The organism is Litorisediminicola beolgyonensis (genome assembly GCF_042679605.1).
GTDB lineage: Bacteria > Pseudomonadota > Alphaproteobacteria > Rhodobacterales > Rhodobacteraceae > Litorisediminicola > Litorisediminicola beolgyonensis.
Map to the genome: position 1 here is coordinate 20,118 of NZ_JBHTMU010000011.1, position 15,695 is coordinate 35,812.

The window sequence follows — 15,695 nt, forward strand, 5'->3', positions numbered from 1 at the left end:
TCCGCAACGACGGACCCGGCGGCGGGATTTTGAGGATGGCAGAATGCCGGTCTACCAGGTGCGTTTTTACGCACTCAATCCTTCGTCGCTCATGGGCGGGGCGGGATCGAGTTTTGTCTGGTCGGGTTCCCGTACCTACGACGGGATCGCGACGATTACCGATAACGGCGCAGGCATTGATGGCCTGACGCTCGAAGACGACAACGGTGGCGGCAGCGAAGCCGCCTTCGCCGATGTCACCATCGGTGCGTCCACCTCGACCGGCACGAGCGTCGACGCCGAGATGATCTGGACGGTGACCGACACCGTCTCGGGTCTCACGTTCCAGATCGCCCAGTTCGACGTCGAGACCGGCGGTGCCGCGGGTCTCTACACGCTGTCGGAAATTCCGCTGATCGAGGGGCGGACCTACACGGTCAACGCGCTCGATACCGCGTCGAATGCCAGCGCGGGCGACGCGACCTTCACCTATGCCGATTACGTCGAGGCCAACGGCGTCGTCGACGGCACCGCGGGCGACGACCTGATCGACCCCGATTATGTCGATGGCGAGCTCGAGCAGGTCGATCTTTACCGGGACGCGCCGGACGACGTGATCGCGGCGGGCGCCGGGAACGACACGGTCATCGGCGGGCTCGGCTCGGACACCATCGACGGCGGCGAGGGCAACGACCTTCTCTACGGCGATTACGGCACCTATTCCGATCCGGCCACCACCGCGCAGGATCTCAACTGGTCGCTGCAGGGCGCGGACGGCGCCGACGTTTCGGCGGGCTTCACCCAGGACACCGGCCTGATCGACGTCGCGGTCAGCTTCATCAATGACGGCGACAACGCGCCCACCTTCAACATCGAGACCAGCGACACCCAGTACCGGGCCGCGGGCGAGACCTTCAGCCAGAACTCGGCGGTCTTTCTCTACGGCAACGGCGACGGCGCGACCTCGACCACGCGGATCGACTTTTCCGCAAGCTCCGAAGGCGGCGTCCGCGACGAGGTCGAGAACGTCCGGTTCCGGATCAACGAGGTCGACGCGGTTGCGGGCAACCATGTCGATATCATTACCGTCAAGGCTTATGACGCGGACGGAAACCCGGTCGCGGTGACGCTGACACCCGCGGGCGCCGACACGGTGACCGGCGACACGATCACCGCAGCCGAGGGCAACGACACCTCGGCCGATGCGCAAAGCTCGGTCCTGGTCACCATCGCCGGTCCGGTGTCGCGGATCGAGGTCAGCTACGGCAACGGCGACACGCTGACCCAGGCGATCACGCTGACCGACATCCAGTTCGACGCGGTCGCTCAGCCCGAGGGCGCGGATTCGCTGACCGGCGGGACCGGCGCGGACACGCTTTTCGGTGAGCGCGGCAATGACACGCTCTCGGGCGGCGACGATGCCGACAGTCTGTTCGGCGGCGACGGGGCCGATTGGCTGAGCGGCGATGCCGGGGCCGACACGCTGTACGGCGAGCTTGGCAACGACACGCTGATGGGCGGCGCCGACGATGACAGCCTCATCGGGGGCGACGGCGCGGATTCGCTTGATGGCGGCACCGGCAACGATACGCTCGAAGGCGGCACCGGGGCCGACACGCTGACCGGTGGCAGCGGCATGGATTATGCTTCCTATGCCGGGTCGGATGCGGGCGTCACGGTCGATCTGGCCGCGGGCACGTTCAGCGGCGGCCATGCCGAGGGCGACGTCACCGGGGGCGGGCTCGACGGCATCATCGGCTCCGAGTTCAACGACAGCCTGAGCGGTTACGACGGCGAAGGCGCGGACTGGACCAACGTCTTCTACGGCGGCGCGGGCGACGACACGCTCGATGGTCGGGGCGGGTCGGACACGCTCGACGGCGGCACTGGCGCCGACTCGATCCTCGGCGGCGGCGGCGCGGACAGCGTCACCGGCGGTGACGGCGACGATTTTATCTCCGGCGGCACCGGCGCGGACACCCTCCTGGGCGATGCGGGCAACGACACGATCATCGCCGCCGAGGGCGACAGCGTCTCGGGCGGAGACGGCGACGACGTGATCTCGCTGGCGGAACTGGGCGAGAGCTCGACCGGCACGATCACCATCGACGGCGGCACCACGGGCCAGACCGGCGGCGACATCCTCGACCTCGCGGGCGTCGCCGACCGCGGCACGATGGTCTACACCGAGGACGGCTCGGGCGAGCGCTCGGGCACGGTGACGATGTATGACGGCACCGTCGTCACCTTCTCGAATATCGACGAGGTGGTCTGCTTCACACCGGGCACCCGCCTCCTGACCGACCGCGGCTACCGCCGGATCGAGAACCTGCGCGCGGGCGATCTGGTCGAGACCGCGGATGGCGGGCTGCAGCCGGTGCGCTGGATCGGATCGACCACGGTCGAGGGCACCGGCGACGTCGCGCCCATCCGCTTCGAGGCCGGCGCCTTGCCGGGGCTGACACGGACGCTGCGGGTGTCGCCGCAGCACCGGGTCCTGGTCCGCGGGCCGTTCTGCGAGATGCTCTTCGGCACGCATGAGGTGCTGGTCGCGGCGAAACATCTGGTCAACGGCACGACAATCCAGGCCGAGCCGTTCGACCGCGTCTGCTACATGCATGTGGCCTTTGACCGTCACCATGTCGTCTGTGCCGAAGGCGCGGAGGTGGAGAGCTTCCACGCGGTCGAGCGCAGCATGGGCATCCTGAGCGCCGAGGATCGCACGCGCCTGCGCGCAGCGCTCGGGCTCGTCGAGGGCGGCGGTCTGGGACACGGTCCGGCGGCGCGGCACTGCCTGAAGGAGCACGAGGCGACGGCGCTGATGGGGCTGATGCGGATGACGCAGATCTCGGCCAAGGCGGCGAGACCGCGCCGCGCGGCGGCGGTCAGGCGCTCTTGAGACCCGGCGCGCGGCGGCCCGCCGACCAGTCGCGGACGGCGTCCCCAAACGCCTCGAACAGCGGTTTCGAGGTCGGGTCGCTATGGGCCTCCCATTCGGGATGCCATTGCACCGCAAGGGTAAATCCGGGCGCGCCCTGCACATAGGTGGCCTCGGGCGTGCCATCGGGCGCGTGCCCGTCGATCACCACGCGCGGACCGGCGGTCTTGATCCCCTGCCCGTGCAGCGTGTTGGTCAGCACCTCGGTCGCGCCGAAGACCCGGTGGAAGGGTCCGCCCTCGGTCACGGTGACGGTGTGGCGCAGCGCGAATTTCTCTTCGAGCGTCCCGTCAGGGGGCATCCGGTGGTTCATGCGGCCCGGAAGATCGCGGATCTCCGGATGGAGCGAGCCGCCCATCGCCACGTTCATCTCCTGAAAGCCCCGGCAGACGCCGAAGATCGGCTGGCCGCGCTCGACGCAGGCCCGCACCAGCGGCAGCACCAGCCGGTCGCGATCGCGGTCGAAGGCGCCATGCGCCTCGGTCTCGGGCTCGCCGTATTCCTCGGGGTGGACGTTGGGGCGGCCACCGGGCAGCAGGAACCCGTCGCAGGTATCCAGAAGCTCGTTCAGCGGCACGAGGGTCGGATCGGCGGGCACGAGAAGCGGGAAACAGTCGGAGACCCGCGCGATGGCCTCGGTCAGCATCGTCCCGCCCGCATGGGCCGGATACTGGTCGTTAATGAGGTGCATGTTGGTCACGATGCCAACGACCGGACGTGCCATAATTAGCCTTCTCCTGCCTTGCCTGACCCCAAAGATAGGCTATCGCCGCCGCCGGGAAAAGCGGCTGCGACGCAGGGACGCCCTGCGCAGACGCAGGCCTGCCACGATCGGGCCGTGCCGCCCAATTCGGCGGCAGCGCTCAGATCTCGGCGGTCAGGCCCACCGCTTCGATCCCGGCTTTGGCCGCGGCGGCGTCGTTGTCCGAGCTATCGCCGGTGACGCCGACCGCGCCCAGAAGCACGCCCTTCGCGTCGCGGACCAGAACGCCGCCCGGCACCGGGATCAGCGCGCCCTGGTAGGCGCCGTTGGCACAGGCGATGAAATAGGCCTGCGCCTCGGCGCGTTGCATCTGCGCGGTCCCGGCCATGCCGAGCATCACCGCGCCATAGGCCTTGCCATACGCGATCTGGAACCGGCCCGGGCTGGCACCGTCGCTGCGCTCGAAGGCCTGCACATGGCCGCCGGTGTCGAGCACGATCACGGAGAGCGGCTTCATTCCCGTCTCCTTGCCGTGATCCAGGGTCTTGCGAATGATCATGCGGGCGCGTCTGAGCGACAATCCGGCCATCTCGGGCTCCTCCAGAAGTTTTGTGCGCGCCGGGTCGTCCCCGGCGCCGCGAGCGGGCGCGGCCTCAGGAGGCCGCTTTCAGCTCCAACCGGCGGCGGTGCAGCACCGGCTCGGTATAGCCCGAAGGCTGCGCGCGCCCCTCGAAGACCAGCTCGGAGGCCGCCTGGAAGGCGATGCCGTCGAAGTCCGGCGCCATCGGGCGATAGGCCGGATCGCCTTCGTTCTGACCGTCCACGACCTTGGCCATGCGTTCGAGGATGGCGCGCGTCTCGTCCTCGGAGATGACCCCGTGATGCAGCCAGTTGGCGATGTGCTGTGCCGAGATCCGGCAGGTCGCACGGTCCTCCATAAGGCCCACATCGTTGATATCGGGCACTTTCGAGCAGCCGACGCCCTGGTCGATCCAGCGCACGACATAGCCGAGGATGCCCTGGGCGTTGTTCTCGACCTCGCGGGTGATCTCGGCGTCGGTCCAGGCCTGGAACGTGGCGAGCGGGATGTCGAGAAGGGTGTCGACATGCGCCCGGCGGCCGCCCTTGCGCAGCCGCTCCTGCACCGCCATCACGTCGACGCGGTGATAGTGCAGCGCGTGCAGCGTCGCGGCGGTTGGCGAGGGCACCCAGGCGCAGTTCGCGCCGGCCTTCGGGTGCTCGATCTTGGCTTCGAGCATCGCCGCCATCTTGTCGGGCATGGCCCACATGCCCTTGCCGATCTGCGCCTTGCCCGAGAGCCCGCATTCCAGACCGATATCGACATTGCGGTTCTCGTAGCCGCCGATCCAGGCCTTGCGCTTGATGAAATCCTTGCGGCTGAAGGGCCCGGCCTCCATCGAGGTGTGGATCTCGTCGCCGGTGCGGTCGAGGAAGCCGGTATTGATGAAGGCCACCCGCGATTTGGCGGCGCGGATGCATTCCTTGAGATTGACCGAGGTGCGGCGCTCCTCGTCCATGATGCCGATCTTGACGGTGTTCGCGGGCAGGCCCAGCGCCATCTCGACCTCGGAGAAGATCGCGTCGGTAAAGGCGACCTCCTCGGGGCCGTGCATCTTGGGCTTCACGACATAGACCGAGCCGCAGACCGAGTTGCGCGGCCCTTCGGTCTTCTTGAGGTCGTGGAGCGCGATCATCGTCGTGATCATCGCGTCCATCAGGCCCTCGTAGATCTCGGAGCCGTCCTTGAGCAGGATCGCGGGGTTCGTCATCAGGTGGCCGACATTGCGCACCAGCATGAGCGCCCGGCCCTTGACGCGGACCTCGCCCTCGCCATCGGGCGCGGTGTAGACGAGATCGGGGCTCAGGGCGCGGGTCACGCTCTCGCCGCCCTTCTCGAAGGTCTCCGACAGGTCGCCCTTCATCAGCCCGAGCCAGTTGCGATAGGCCTGCGCCTTGTCCTCGGCATCGACACAGGCGACGGAATCCTCGCAATCCATGATCGCCGAGACCGCGCTTTCGAGCCGCACATCCGCAAGCCCGCACTGGTCGCGGCTGCCGATCGGATGGGTGCGGTCGAAGACCAGTTCGACATGCAGGCCATTGTTGCGCAGGAGAACCGCCTCGGGCGCCTTGGGATGGCCGCGGAAGCCGATGAACTTCTCGGGGCTCGCGAGCGGCATGTCGTCGACGAGGAGCGCGCCCTTGTGGATGTGGTAGCGGCGCGCATCGGCGTGGCTGCCGCCCTCGATCGGGAAGGCCTCGTCAAGGAAGACCCGCGCACGGGCCACCACCCGCGCCCCGCGCCCGCGATCGTAGCCGCCTGGCGGCGGCGGTGTGCCCATGGCATCGGTGCCGTAGAGCCCGTCATAGAGCGAGCCCCAGCGCGCGTTCGCGGCGTTGAGCGCGTAGCGCGCATTGGTGATCGGCACGACAAGCTGCGGGCCGGGCACCAGCGCGATCTCGGGATCGGTGTTCTCGGTCTCGATCTCGAAGGCCTCGCCCTCGGGCAGAAGATAGCCGATCTCTTCGAGAAAGCCGCGATAGGCCGCGTGGTCATGCGGCTGGTTGCGGCGCTTCAGGTGCCAATCGTCGATCTGTTTCTGCAGGCTCTCGCGGATCCCGAGCAGCTCGGCATTACGCGCGGCGCGGCCATGCGCGAGTTCCGATAATGCGGACCAGAAAGCCTCGGGCTCGACGCCCGTTCCCGGCAGCGCTTCGGTCTCGAGAAAGGACAGAAGCTCGGGCGCGACCTGAAGGCCGTTGCGGTCGATGCGGTCTGACATGGCGGACTCCCCTCGTTCGTCTTTGCTGCAACGGTGTGCGCTTGCATGCAAAGGTCAAGTCAGGGAGCGAAATTCGCCGCCATTCGTCAATGGCCGGCGGCGCGAAACTCTTTCTTGTCGGAGAGCGGAATGCTGCCCTTCTGACGGCGGCAGCGCTCGGAGCAGTAGATCACGCTGTCCCAATCGCGCGCCCATTTCCGGCGCCACGCAAAAGGCCTGCCGCAAACCGGGCAGGTCTTGTGCGGCAGGTCCGATTTCTTCGTGGCCTTGGGCAAGGCGCTTACTGGTCGGGCTGGCCCGAGACCGATCCGGTGGAGTTGCCGCCGGGCTCGTAGTTCTGGGACTCGTATCCCTCAAGCGCGCTGCCGCCCTCGGGGGCCGTCTCGCTGCTGTCGCCGGAGGCGAAGAAGACATAGGCGACAAACGCCGCAAGCAGCACGAGGCCGTAGGTCAGGGACGCCTTGATGCCGAAAAGCGAGGGGGCGTGGCGTTTTTCCTGGGTGCCGGTATTTGTGTCGGGTGCGGACATAGTCCTTCCTTTCAATCTCTGTTCGAAATGCGGGTGGGGCTCCATGCTCGGGCGAGCGAGGTTGCCGCCGCGTCGTTGGGGGCGTAACACCCCAGGGAAGCGGAGAGTTCCCGGAGTTTCCGCAACGCAGCATCACGTTTCCGACAGGAGGTCCGCCCGTGAAGGATGCCAGCCCGCAGACGATCTATCTCAAGGATTACAAACCGTTCGGATACGTTGTTGAAAGCGTCGCGCTGGTGTTCGATCTTCACCCGACGGCGACGCGGGTGACCTCGACGATCCGCTTCGCGCCCAATCCCGAGGCGACGGACCGGACCTTTTTCCTGGACGGGGAAGAGCTGACCCTGATCTCCTGCGCCATCGACGGCCAGCCCGTGACTCCGGAATTGAGCGAGACCGGGTTGCGGCTGGACGCGCCCGATGCGCCCTTCACCTTCGAGGCCGAGGTCGAGATCTCGCCCGAGACCAACACCGCGCTCGAGGGGCTCTACATGTCGAACGGCATGTATTGCACGCAATGCGAGGCCGAGGGCTTCCGCAAGATCACCTACTATCCCGACCGCCCCGACGTGATGGCGGTCTTCGACGTCACCATCCGTGGCCCTCTCCCGGTGAAGCTGTCGAACGGCAACCCGCTCGAGGCGCCCGAGGGCCAGGCGCGCTGGCACGATCCCTGGCCGAAACCGGCCTATCTCTTCGCGCTGGTCTCGGGCGATCTGGTGGCACATGCGGATCGCTTCACAACGCGGTCGGGCCGGGAGGTGGAATTGAACCTCTGGGTTCGGCCCGGCGACGAGGGCAAATGCGCCTTCGGGATGGAGGCGCTGAAACGCTCGATGCGCTGGGACGAGGATGTCTACGGGCGCGAGTACGATCTGGACATCTTCAACATCGTCGCGGTCGATGACTTCAATATGGGCGCGATGGAGAACAAGGGGTTGAACATTTTCAACTCCGCCGCCGTGCTCGCCTCGCCCGAGACCTCGACCGACGCGAATTTCGAGCGCATCGAGGCGATCATCGCGCATGAGTATTTCCACAACTGGACCGGCAACCGGATCACCTGCCGCGACTGGTTCCAGCTCTGTCTGAAGGAAGGGCTGACGGTGTTCCGCGACAGCCAGTTCACCTCGGACATGCGCTCGGCCCCGGTGAAGCGGATCGGCGACGTGATCGACCTGCGCGCGCGCCAGTTCCCTGAGGATCAGGGCCCGCTCAGCCACCCCGTGCGGCCCGAGAGCTTCCAGGAGATCAACAATTTCTATACCGCGACCGTCTACGAGAAAGGCGCCGAGGTGATCGGGATGCTGAAGCGTCTCGTCGGCGATGCCGCCTATGCCGAGGCGCTCGATCTCTATTTCGACCGGCATGACGGTCAGGCCTGCACGATCGAGGACTGGCTCAAGGTGTTCGAGGATGTCACCGGGCGCGACCTGTCCCAATTCAAGCGCTGGTATTCGCAATCCGGAACGCCGCGCCTCAAGGTGGACGAGACCTTCGAGAACGGCACCTACCGTCTGACCTTCACCCAGGAAACGCCCCCCACCCCCGACCAGGACGAGAAGCTCCCGCAGGTGCTGCCGATCGCGGTCGGGCTTATCGGTCCGAACGGGCACGAGGTGCTGCCGACCACGCTTCTGGAGATGACCGAAGCGACGCAGAGCTTCGAGTTCCCCAACATGGCGACGCGGCCCGTGCCCTCGATCCTGCGCGGGTTCTCGGCCCCGGTGGTCCTCGAGCGCGAGACGAGCCGCGAGGAGCGGATCTTCCTCCTCGATCACGACAGCGACCCGTTCAACCGCTGGGAAGCCAATCGCGCGCTGGCGCAGAGCTCGCTTCTGACGATGATCACCGATCCGAACGAAGGGCCCGACCGGAGCTGGCTGACGGCGCTTCTGGGGGTCATCCGGGACCCGGCGCTCGATCCCGCCTATCGCGCGCTGCTTCTGAACCTGCCCTCGCAGTCGGAACTGGCGCAGGCGCTCCACGAGCGTGGCGTCACGCCGGACCCCGACCTGATCTGGTCGGCGGTCGAGGAGCATCGCAACGCGCGCGCCGAGCTCTGGCAGGCGCAGCTTCCCGCGCTCGCCGCCGAGACCCGGGTCGACGCGCCCTTCAGCCCGGATGCCGAGCAGGCCGGCAAACGCGCGCTCGGCGCGGCGGTTCTGGCCATGCAGAGCCGCTTTGACGGCGGCACGGCGGCGCGGGCGGTCTATGCCTCGGCGGACAACATGACGCTGCAGCTCTCGGCGCTGACCTGCCTGATCACGGCTGGCGTCGCAGAGGACGCGCTCGCCGCGTTCGAGGACCAGTGGCGGCACGACCGGTTGGTGATGGACAAATGGTTCGGCGTGCAGATCGCCTATGCCCCGCCCCAGCACGCGCCGGAGCGCGCCGCCGAGTTGACCGAACACCCGGGCTTCGACTGGAAGAACCCCAACCGCTTCCGCGCGGTCTTCGGCGCGCTCGTGGCCAACCACGCGGCTTTCCATCGCGGCGACGGGGCGAGCTACGATCTTCTGGCCGATTGGCTGATCCGGCTCGATGCGAAGAACCCCCAGACGGCGGCGCGCATGTGCTCGGCCTTCCAGACCTGGCGGCGCTACGATTCCCAAAGGCAGGAGAAAATCCGCGCCGCGATGGAGCGGATCGCGGCGACCGACGGCCTCAGCCGCGACGTGACCGAGATGGTGACGCGGCTTCTGGGCTGAACGCCCGATGCGGAAAATCGGGAACCAAGGCGCAGTTTCAGGCGTTAATTCAAGCTACTGTCGCGCGCCGGGTTCGGCGCACGACCGCCACAAGCGGCCCCTCGGGGCACTTCCCTTTGCGTCACGGCCATGTCATCTGGCATGACTAGGACGGAGCCACTGTCAGAGAGCCCGCGCATGAAGGACCGCATCGACCCGCTGATCGAGGAACGCGCCCCCTGGCTCTTCGCCGGTCGGCCCGGCACCCGCTACGCCCGCGCCGCGCTGAACGCGATGCTCGGATACGAGCGCACGCTCGAGATCGGGCGCCAGGTCGAGCCGCTTCCCTCGGCCGAGCTGATGCGGACCATGGCGGACATGCTGGCGCGCGACGTGCGCGCGACGGGGCTCGAGAACATCCCGCGCCAAGGTCCGGCGCTGGTGGTCTGCAACCATCCGACCGGCATCGCCGACGGGATCATGCTGTTCCACTTGCTGCACGAGATCCGGCCCGACCTCTACTTCTTCGCCAATCACGACATCCTGCGCGTGCTGCCGCAGATGCATGACATGATCGCTCCGGTCGAATGGCGGCAGGAAAAGCGCAGCCACGGCAAGACGCGCGAGACGATGGCCTATACCCGCCAGGCGGTCGAGGACGGACGTCTCGGGATCATCTTCCCGTCGGGGCGGCTCGCGAAACGCCGCGGCCTGAGCCTGCATGAGCGGCCGTGGATGGCCTCGGCGGCGATGATCGCGCGGAAATACGATCTGCCGGTGATCCCGCTCAATATCCGGGCGCGGAACTCGGTGCTCTTCTACCTCTTCGATTTCCTGCACGCGACGCTCCGGGACATCACGCTCTTCCACGAGATGCTGAACAAGGGGCGCCAGCCCTATCGCATCACCGTGGGCGAGCCGATCTCGGCCAAGGCGCTGCCGCAGAAATCCGATGACGGGATCGAGATGCTGCGCCGCGCGACGCTGGCCCTGGGCGGTCGGAAGGCTCCGGCGGTGTCGCTGCTCGATGCCTCGCGCCGCCCATCCTGGCTCAAATCCACCAAGACCGTCTGACCAAGGGCGCGCTCAGCCCTCTTCGGTGATGATCTCGCTGACCTCCGGCTGCGCCGGGATGAGGTCCTTGAGCGCATCGGCAGGCGGAACGAACGGATGCGCCCGCGCCACCGGGCGCAGGCCCGACGGCAGCCGTTTGCAGAACGGCTGGTCCTGGACATAGGCCAGCATGTCTCCCCGCTTGCGCCGGTTGTGGAACGGGCCCCAGTCGGCGGCGACACCGCGCATGCCGCGGCTGATGACGCCGTCGCGGCGCACCGTCTTCGACATGATCCTGAGACCGCAGGCGATATTCGCCGCCCCGCTCTTCAGCGCGTCGCCGGTGCGGGCGCGGCAACCGTAGCTGCGCGCGGTCGAGGGCAGGATCTGCAAGAGCCCGTACCAGCGCCCGCCGCCGCCCACGACGGTGGGGCGGAAGGTGCTCTCATGCTTGGCGAGCGAGGAGATCAGCGCGATCCAGAACGCCTCGCGCCCGCTGCGGTCGGCCGAGCGGTACCCGGGGCACCAGGAATCGATATCCGCGGGCACGAAATCGGTCAGCGGACTGGCATGGGCGCGGAGCGCCGCGACCGCCGCCTGCGACCAGGCCATGCCCCGCCCGCCGGTGCCCCAGCGGCCCTCGGGGATGATCAGGTCGCGCGCCTCGGGCCGGAGCGACGCCGAGACGGCAAGCCGCGAGACCCGCGCCTCGGGATTGATCGACACCGACCGGACCGGGTCCTGGGCAGGGTCGTGGGTCGCGGCATGGACCGGCAGGGCCAGTCCAAGGGCAAGCGTGATCGGCAGCAGGAGCGAGCGCATGACGGACAGAGTGCCGCAGAGCGGGCCTTTTTGGCAAGCGCGCAGCGCGTCGCCGGGCAAAACGCTGCTCCGGACGGGGCCGTGATCGGCGGATATTTACCGGTCGTTAACGCCGTGGGCGGCCCGCCTGACAAAGGTCCCGAGGCGGCACCGATTGCGCCTCAAATGCGCCAGAAAACCGCATGATCTTCTAAACCATGTTCACGCCCTCCTCCTCCTCCGCTCCCGACAGCGCCGAGACCGAGAAATTCTCGGCCCGGCTCTTTGCCGCCAGCCGCCACGCGGTGCGCGCCGCGTCCCTGGTCGGCCCCGCGATCGAGAACATCTCGATCCCGGTCTGCACGCTCAGCCGCGACGCCTCGCTCGGGGGATCGCTGACCAACCAGGGCCGCCATCTTGCGCGCCAGGAGGCGTGGGAAGAGTTCTGCACCCTGATCCGCCGGAGCGACGCGAGCCGCGCAACAACGCCCTCGGGCCGGTCCGTCGCGGGGTTCCTGGCCGAAGGGGCCGCCGCGGACGCGGTGGGACAGGCCGGTGAACGCGCCGCCGCGGGCGATGCTGCGGGCGCCTGGTCGGCGCTCGAGGATCTGACCTACACGATCGACACCTTCCCCGGCGAATACCCGGTGGTGCTCGTCGCCGCGCAGGCGCATCTGGAAATCGCGCGTCTCTGGCTCGGCGATCCCGATCGGCGCCTCTCGCCCGCGCGCCGGGCCGCGGCCGCCGCGCATCTGGGCGCCGCGCGCCGCTTTGCCGAACGCTTCGATCCGATCGAGGCCGATTCGCCCGCGCTGGCGGAGCTGCGCTGCAATCTCCTGTCCGCCTCGCGCTCGCCCGCCGCGCGCGTGGCCGACGATTACGAGGACCTGATCGACCTCGATCCGCGCAACCCGCGCCATCCCCGTGCCCTGGGCCGCGCCCTCCTGCCCCGCCATTTCGGCAGCTACGGTGCGCTCGAGACGCAGGCCCGGCGGACCGCCCACCGCACCACCGATATCTGGGGCGCTGGCGCCTATGCCTGGACCTATCTCGACGCGCTCGCCGAAGACGAGGAATGCTTCCGCGTCGTCGATGCCGAGTTCTTCATCGAAGGCTTGCACGACATTCTCGACCGCTCCTCCGAGCAATACCTGGTCAATCTCCTGGCCGCGCGCACGGCGCCGCCCGCCCGGCGGCTCGGCCGTCAGGACACGGCGCGCGCGCGCATCCTCGATGCCTTCGACTGGATCGTGCGCGACCACCTGCGCGAGCTGCAGCCCTCGGCCTGGGTCGAGGCCGCGACCGCCACAGGGCGCCGTCCCTCGCCGGCGCCGGAGCGCTTCGGCGAAAGCTCGGCCTTCCGGGCCTTGCGCCGTCACTTCGCCGCCGACCTCGCCGCGGGCCGCAAGCTCAGTTTCGACGCGTCCGGCTGCAGGCTACTCGCCGCGGGCTGACCCCTCCCCTTGCCCCGCTCGGGGCGCTGGCCTATGACCGTGCCCGACCCTCCGGGACAAGGACATATGGCATGCTGGATCTGAGCTTCGAGCCCCCCAAGCCCAAGGTAATCTCGGGCGCGAAATACGAATGGGAGCTGGTCATCGGCATGGAGATCCATGCCCAGGTCGCAAGCCAGGCCAAGCTCTTTTCCGGCGCCTCGACGAAGTTCGGCGCCGAGCCCAACTCGAACGTCTCCTTCGTCGACGCGGCCATGCCGGGCATGCTGCCGGTGATCAACGAATATTGCATCGAACAGGCAGTGCGCACCGGGCTCGGGCTCAAGGCGCAGATCAATCTGGTCTCGGCCTTCGACCGCAAAAACTACTTCTACCCCGACCTGCCGCAGGGCTACCAGATCAGCCAGCTCTACCATCCGCTCGTCGGCGAGGGCGAGGTGATCGTGGACATGGAGCCGGGGATCGCGCGCAAGGTCCGGATCGAGCGCATCCATGTCGAACAGGACGCGGGCAAGTCGATCCACGACATGGACCCGGCGATGAGCTTCGTGGACCTCAACCGCACCGGCGTCGCGCTGATGGAGATCGTGTCGCGCCCCGATATCCGCGGTCCCGAGGAGGCCGCGGCCTATGTCGCCAAGCTGCGCCAGATCCTGCGCTATCTCGGCACCTGCGACGGCAACATGCAGAACGGCAACCTGCGCGCGGATGTGAACGTGTCGGTCTGCCGCCCCGGCGCCTACGAGAAATACCAGGAAACGCAGGATTTCGGCCATCTCGGCACCCGCTGCGAGATCAAGAACATGAACTCCATGCGGTTCATCCAGCAGGCCATCGATCACGAGGCGCGCCGCCAGATCGGCATCCTCGAGGCCGGTGGCGAGGTGGTGCAGGAGACCCGGCTCTACGATCCCGACAAGGGCGAGACGCGGTCGATGCGGTCCAAGGAAGAGGCGCATGATTACCGCTACTTCCCCTGCCCCGACCTCCTGCCCCTGGAGATCGAACAGGCCTGGGTCGACGAGATCGCGGCCTCGCTTCCGGAGCTTCCGGACGCCAAGAAGGCGCGGTTCGTGACCGAGTTCGGCCTCAGCGAATACGACGCGGGCGTGTTGACCGCCGACACCCAGAACGCCGCCTATTTCGAGGCAGTCGCGGGCCAGGCGGGCGACGGCAAGATGGCCGCGAACTGGGTCATCAACGAGCTCTTCGGCCGCCTGAAAAAGGACGACCGCGAGATCGGCGACAGCCCTGTCAGCCCCGAGCAGCTGGCGGGCATCGTCAAGCTGATCAAGTCGGGCGACATCTCGGGCAAGATCGCCAAGGACGTCTTCGAGATCGTCTATTCCGAAGGCGGCGACCCGGCGCAGATCGTCGAGGACAAGGGCCTGAAGCAGGTCACCGATACCGGCGCCATCGAGGCCGCGGTGGACGAAGTGATCGCCGCCAACCCGGCGCAGGTCGAGAAGGCCAAGGCCAACCCGAAGCTCGCGGGCTGGTTCGTGGGCCAGGTGATGAAGGCGACTGGCGGCAAGGCCAACCCCAAGGCCGTGAACGACCTGGTGGCCCAGAAGCTCGGATTGTGAGCTTTTCCGACGCGCCCGGATGACCTCCGGGCGCGTCGGACGGCATAAACCCTCGCGCCCTCCGCCCCGATCCGTTAACCATTTGCCTGAGACTGTGGGCAACGTGGCGCGGATGCGATGGCGTCTTACGAGTACAAGGTTCTGCCAGCGCCCGCGAAGGGCGAGAAGGCCAAGGGCGTGCGCGGCGCCGAGGGCCGCTTCGCCTTCGCCATCGAGCATCTCATGAACGACATGGCGTCCGAGGGCTGGGAGTATCTCCGCGCCGAGACGCTGCCATCCGAGGAACGCTCGGGCCTGACCTCCTCGATCACCGTCTGGCGCACGGTCCTCGTGTTTCGCCGCGCCAAGGCGGGGTCTTTGTCGGAGTTCGAGCCGCGGCTTCTCGCGGCCCCCGAGCGCGGGTCGGGACGCACCGCTGCGGTCGGGGCCGCTGCGCCTGTGCGCGACGCATCACCGGATGACGCACCCGCCGAGCCTGCGCCATCGTTTCTGAAAACGTCGTCTGATTCCGCCAAAGACGTCGATGACGAGGACGCCGCTGCCGGATCCGATGCCCCTTCGTCCACACCGACCGAGGAAAGCTCCGACGGCGAGGCCGATCAAACGCCTGATCCGGACGACCAAGCACCATCCCTCCAGTCCTCGGACGACGGCCCCCCGGAAGAGAGGACGCCCGACGAGAGCCCCGCTCCGCGCAGCGCAGGCGACAATGGCGTCGAAGGGACAGAGCTGGTGCGAGACCTCTCGAGCATCCTCAAGGCCCGCGCCGCGGCCCGGAAGGACAGCGCGGCGGGGCAATAAGCGGATTACCAGAAGACCCCTGTATAAATGGCGGTGCCAAGGGTCTCATCCGGCGCGATGACCTCGGCCCCGATATCGATCAGCTCTTTCGCTGGACCTCCGCCTGCAGAAAGGCGCCCGCGCGTGTTGTTCTCGCCCAGACCGGAGAATGTTGCCCCGAAAACGAGCATCCCCAGCCCACCCGGAACGGCCTGAAGCGGTACCTGTGGCAGCGGTTCGGCGCTTTGGGCATGTGCAGCCAAGGGCAGCGCCAACACGAACACGCTGCTGACGGCGCGAGACAATATCTTCATTTCAAATACCTCAAAAAGACCACGCCCAAATGGCGTAGTCTCGTCTTACGCGCCGTCATCGACG

General features: G+C 67.6%; 13 protein-coding genes. 6 read left to right on the top strand and 7 right to left on the bottom strand.

The features are described from left to right. The first annotated feature begins 43 nt into the window (after window positions 1-43). Window positions 44-2,878, top strand: a complete 2,835-nt coding sequence (locus ACFQ4E_RS08055) for a Hint domain-containing protein (protein WP_386802435.1) — start codon at window positions 44-46, stop codon at window positions 2,876-2,878. Here ACFQ4E_RS08055 and ACFQ4E_RS08060 read toward each other — a convergent pair. The 5 genes from ACFQ4E_RS08060 to ACFQ4E_RS08080 all read right to left on the bottom strand — a co-directional run bounded on the left by ACFQ4E_RS08060 (window position 2,865) and on the right by ACFQ4E_RS08080 (window position 6,953). Continuing rightward, window positions 2,865-3,641 carry a gamma-glutamyl-gamma-aminobutyrate hydrolase family protein gene (locus tag ACFQ4E_RS08060; protein WP_386802436.1) on the bottom strand — a complete coding sequence of 259 codons (777 nt, stop codon included), beginning with the start codon at window positions 3,639-3,641 and terminating at the stop codon, window positions 2,865-2,867. The genes ACFQ4E_RS08055 and ACFQ4E_RS08060 overlap by 14 nt on opposite strands. A gap of 139 nt (window positions 3,642-3,780) precedes the next feature. Continuing rightward, window positions 3,781-4,209 carry a GlcG/HbpS family heme-binding protein gene (locus ACFQ4E_RS08065; protein WP_386802437.1) on the bottom strand — a complete coding sequence of 143 codons (429 nt, stop codon included), beginning with the start codon at window positions 4,207-4,209 and terminating at the stop codon, window positions 3,781-3,783. Between the two features lie 64 nt (window positions 4,210-4,273). Next, window positions 4,274-6,424 (bottom strand): malate synthase G, encoded by a 2,151-nt coding sequence (locus tag ACFQ4E_RS08070; protein WP_386802438.1) that lies wholly within the window; start codon window positions 6,422-6,424, stop codon window positions 4,274-4,276. An 86-nt stretch (window positions 6,425-6,510) separates the two neighbouring features. After that, the gene (locus tag ACFQ4E_RS08075; RefSeq protein ID WP_386802439.1) at window positions 6,511-6,699 is read right to left on the bottom strand and encodes a DUF2256 domain-containing protein; all 189 of its coding nucleotides are present in this window, start codon (window positions 6,697-6,699) and stop codon (window positions 6,511-6,513) included. Between the two features lie 5 nt (window positions 6,700-6,704). Continuing rightward, window positions 6,705-6,953 (bottom strand): hypothetical protein, encoded by a 249-nt coding sequence (locus ACFQ4E_RS08080; RefSeq protein ID WP_386802440.1) that lies wholly within the window; start codon window positions 6,951-6,953, stop codon window positions 6,705-6,707. A gap of 158 nt (window positions 6,954-7,111) precedes the next feature. On the opposite strand from ACFQ4E_RS08080, the gene pepN reads away from it, so the two are divergent. Both pepN and ACFQ4E_RS08090 read left to right on the top strand, forming a co-directional pair. Next, on the top strand, window positions 7,112-9,664 hold the full coding sequence (gene pepN / locus ACFQ4E_RS08085; RefSeq protein WP_386802441.1) for an aminopeptidase N: 2,553 nt from the start codon (window positions 7,112-7,114) through the stop codon (window positions 9,662-9,664). Between the two features lie 177 nt (window positions 9,665-9,841). After that, window positions 9,842-10,717, top strand: a complete 876-nt coding sequence (locus ACFQ4E_RS08090; RefSeq protein ID WP_386802442.1) for a lysophospholipid acyltransferase family protein — start codon at window positions 9,842-9,844, stop codon at window positions 10,715-10,717. Window positions 10,718-10,729: 12 nt separating this feature from the next. Here the strand turns inward: ACFQ4E_RS08090 and ACFQ4E_RS08095 are convergent, their stop codons facing one another. Continuing rightward, complete coding sequence (locus tag ACFQ4E_RS08095; protein ID WP_386802443.1) at window positions 10,730-11,518, bottom strand: lytic transglycosylase domain-containing protein; 789 nt, start codon at window positions 11,516-11,518, stop codon at window positions 10,730-10,732. Between the two features lie 197 nt (window positions 11,519-11,715). Here ACFQ4E_RS08095 and ACFQ4E_RS08100 point away from each other — a divergent pair, with 197 nt between their 5' ends. The 3 genes from ACFQ4E_RS08100 to ACFQ4E_RS08110 all read left to right on the top strand — a co-directional run bounded on the left by ACFQ4E_RS08100 (window position 11,716) and on the right by ACFQ4E_RS08110 (window position 15,338). Next, complete coding sequence (locus ACFQ4E_RS08100; RefSeq protein ID WP_386802444.1) at window positions 11,716-12,951, top strand: hypothetical protein; 1,236 nt, start codon at window positions 11,716-11,718, stop codon at window positions 12,949-12,951. A gap of 71 nt (window positions 12,952-13,022) precedes the next feature. Continuing rightward, entirely contained in the window at window positions 13,023-14,537 is a 1,515-nt protein-coding gene (gatB, locus tag ACFQ4E_RS08105) for an Asp-tRNA(Asn)/Glu-tRNA(Gln) amidotransferase subunit GatB (protein WP_386802445.1), read from the top strand. Between the two features lie 117 nt (window positions 14,538-14,654). Continuing rightward, window positions 14,655-15,338: a hypothetical protein gene (locus ACFQ4E_RS08110; RefSeq protein ID WP_386802446.1), complete on the top strand. Its 684-nt coding sequence runs from the start codon at window positions 14,655-14,657 to the stop codon at window positions 15,336-15,338. Between the two features lie 5 nt (window positions 15,339-15,343). Here the strand turns inward: ACFQ4E_RS08110 and ACFQ4E_RS08115 are convergent, their stop codons facing one another. Next, a complete protein-coding gene (locus ACFQ4E_RS08115) occupies window positions 15,344-15,631 on the bottom strand; it encodes a hypothetical protein (protein ID WP_386802447.1) in 288 nt (95 codons plus the stop codon). Between the last annotated feature and the right edge of the window lie 64 nt (window positions 15,632-15,695).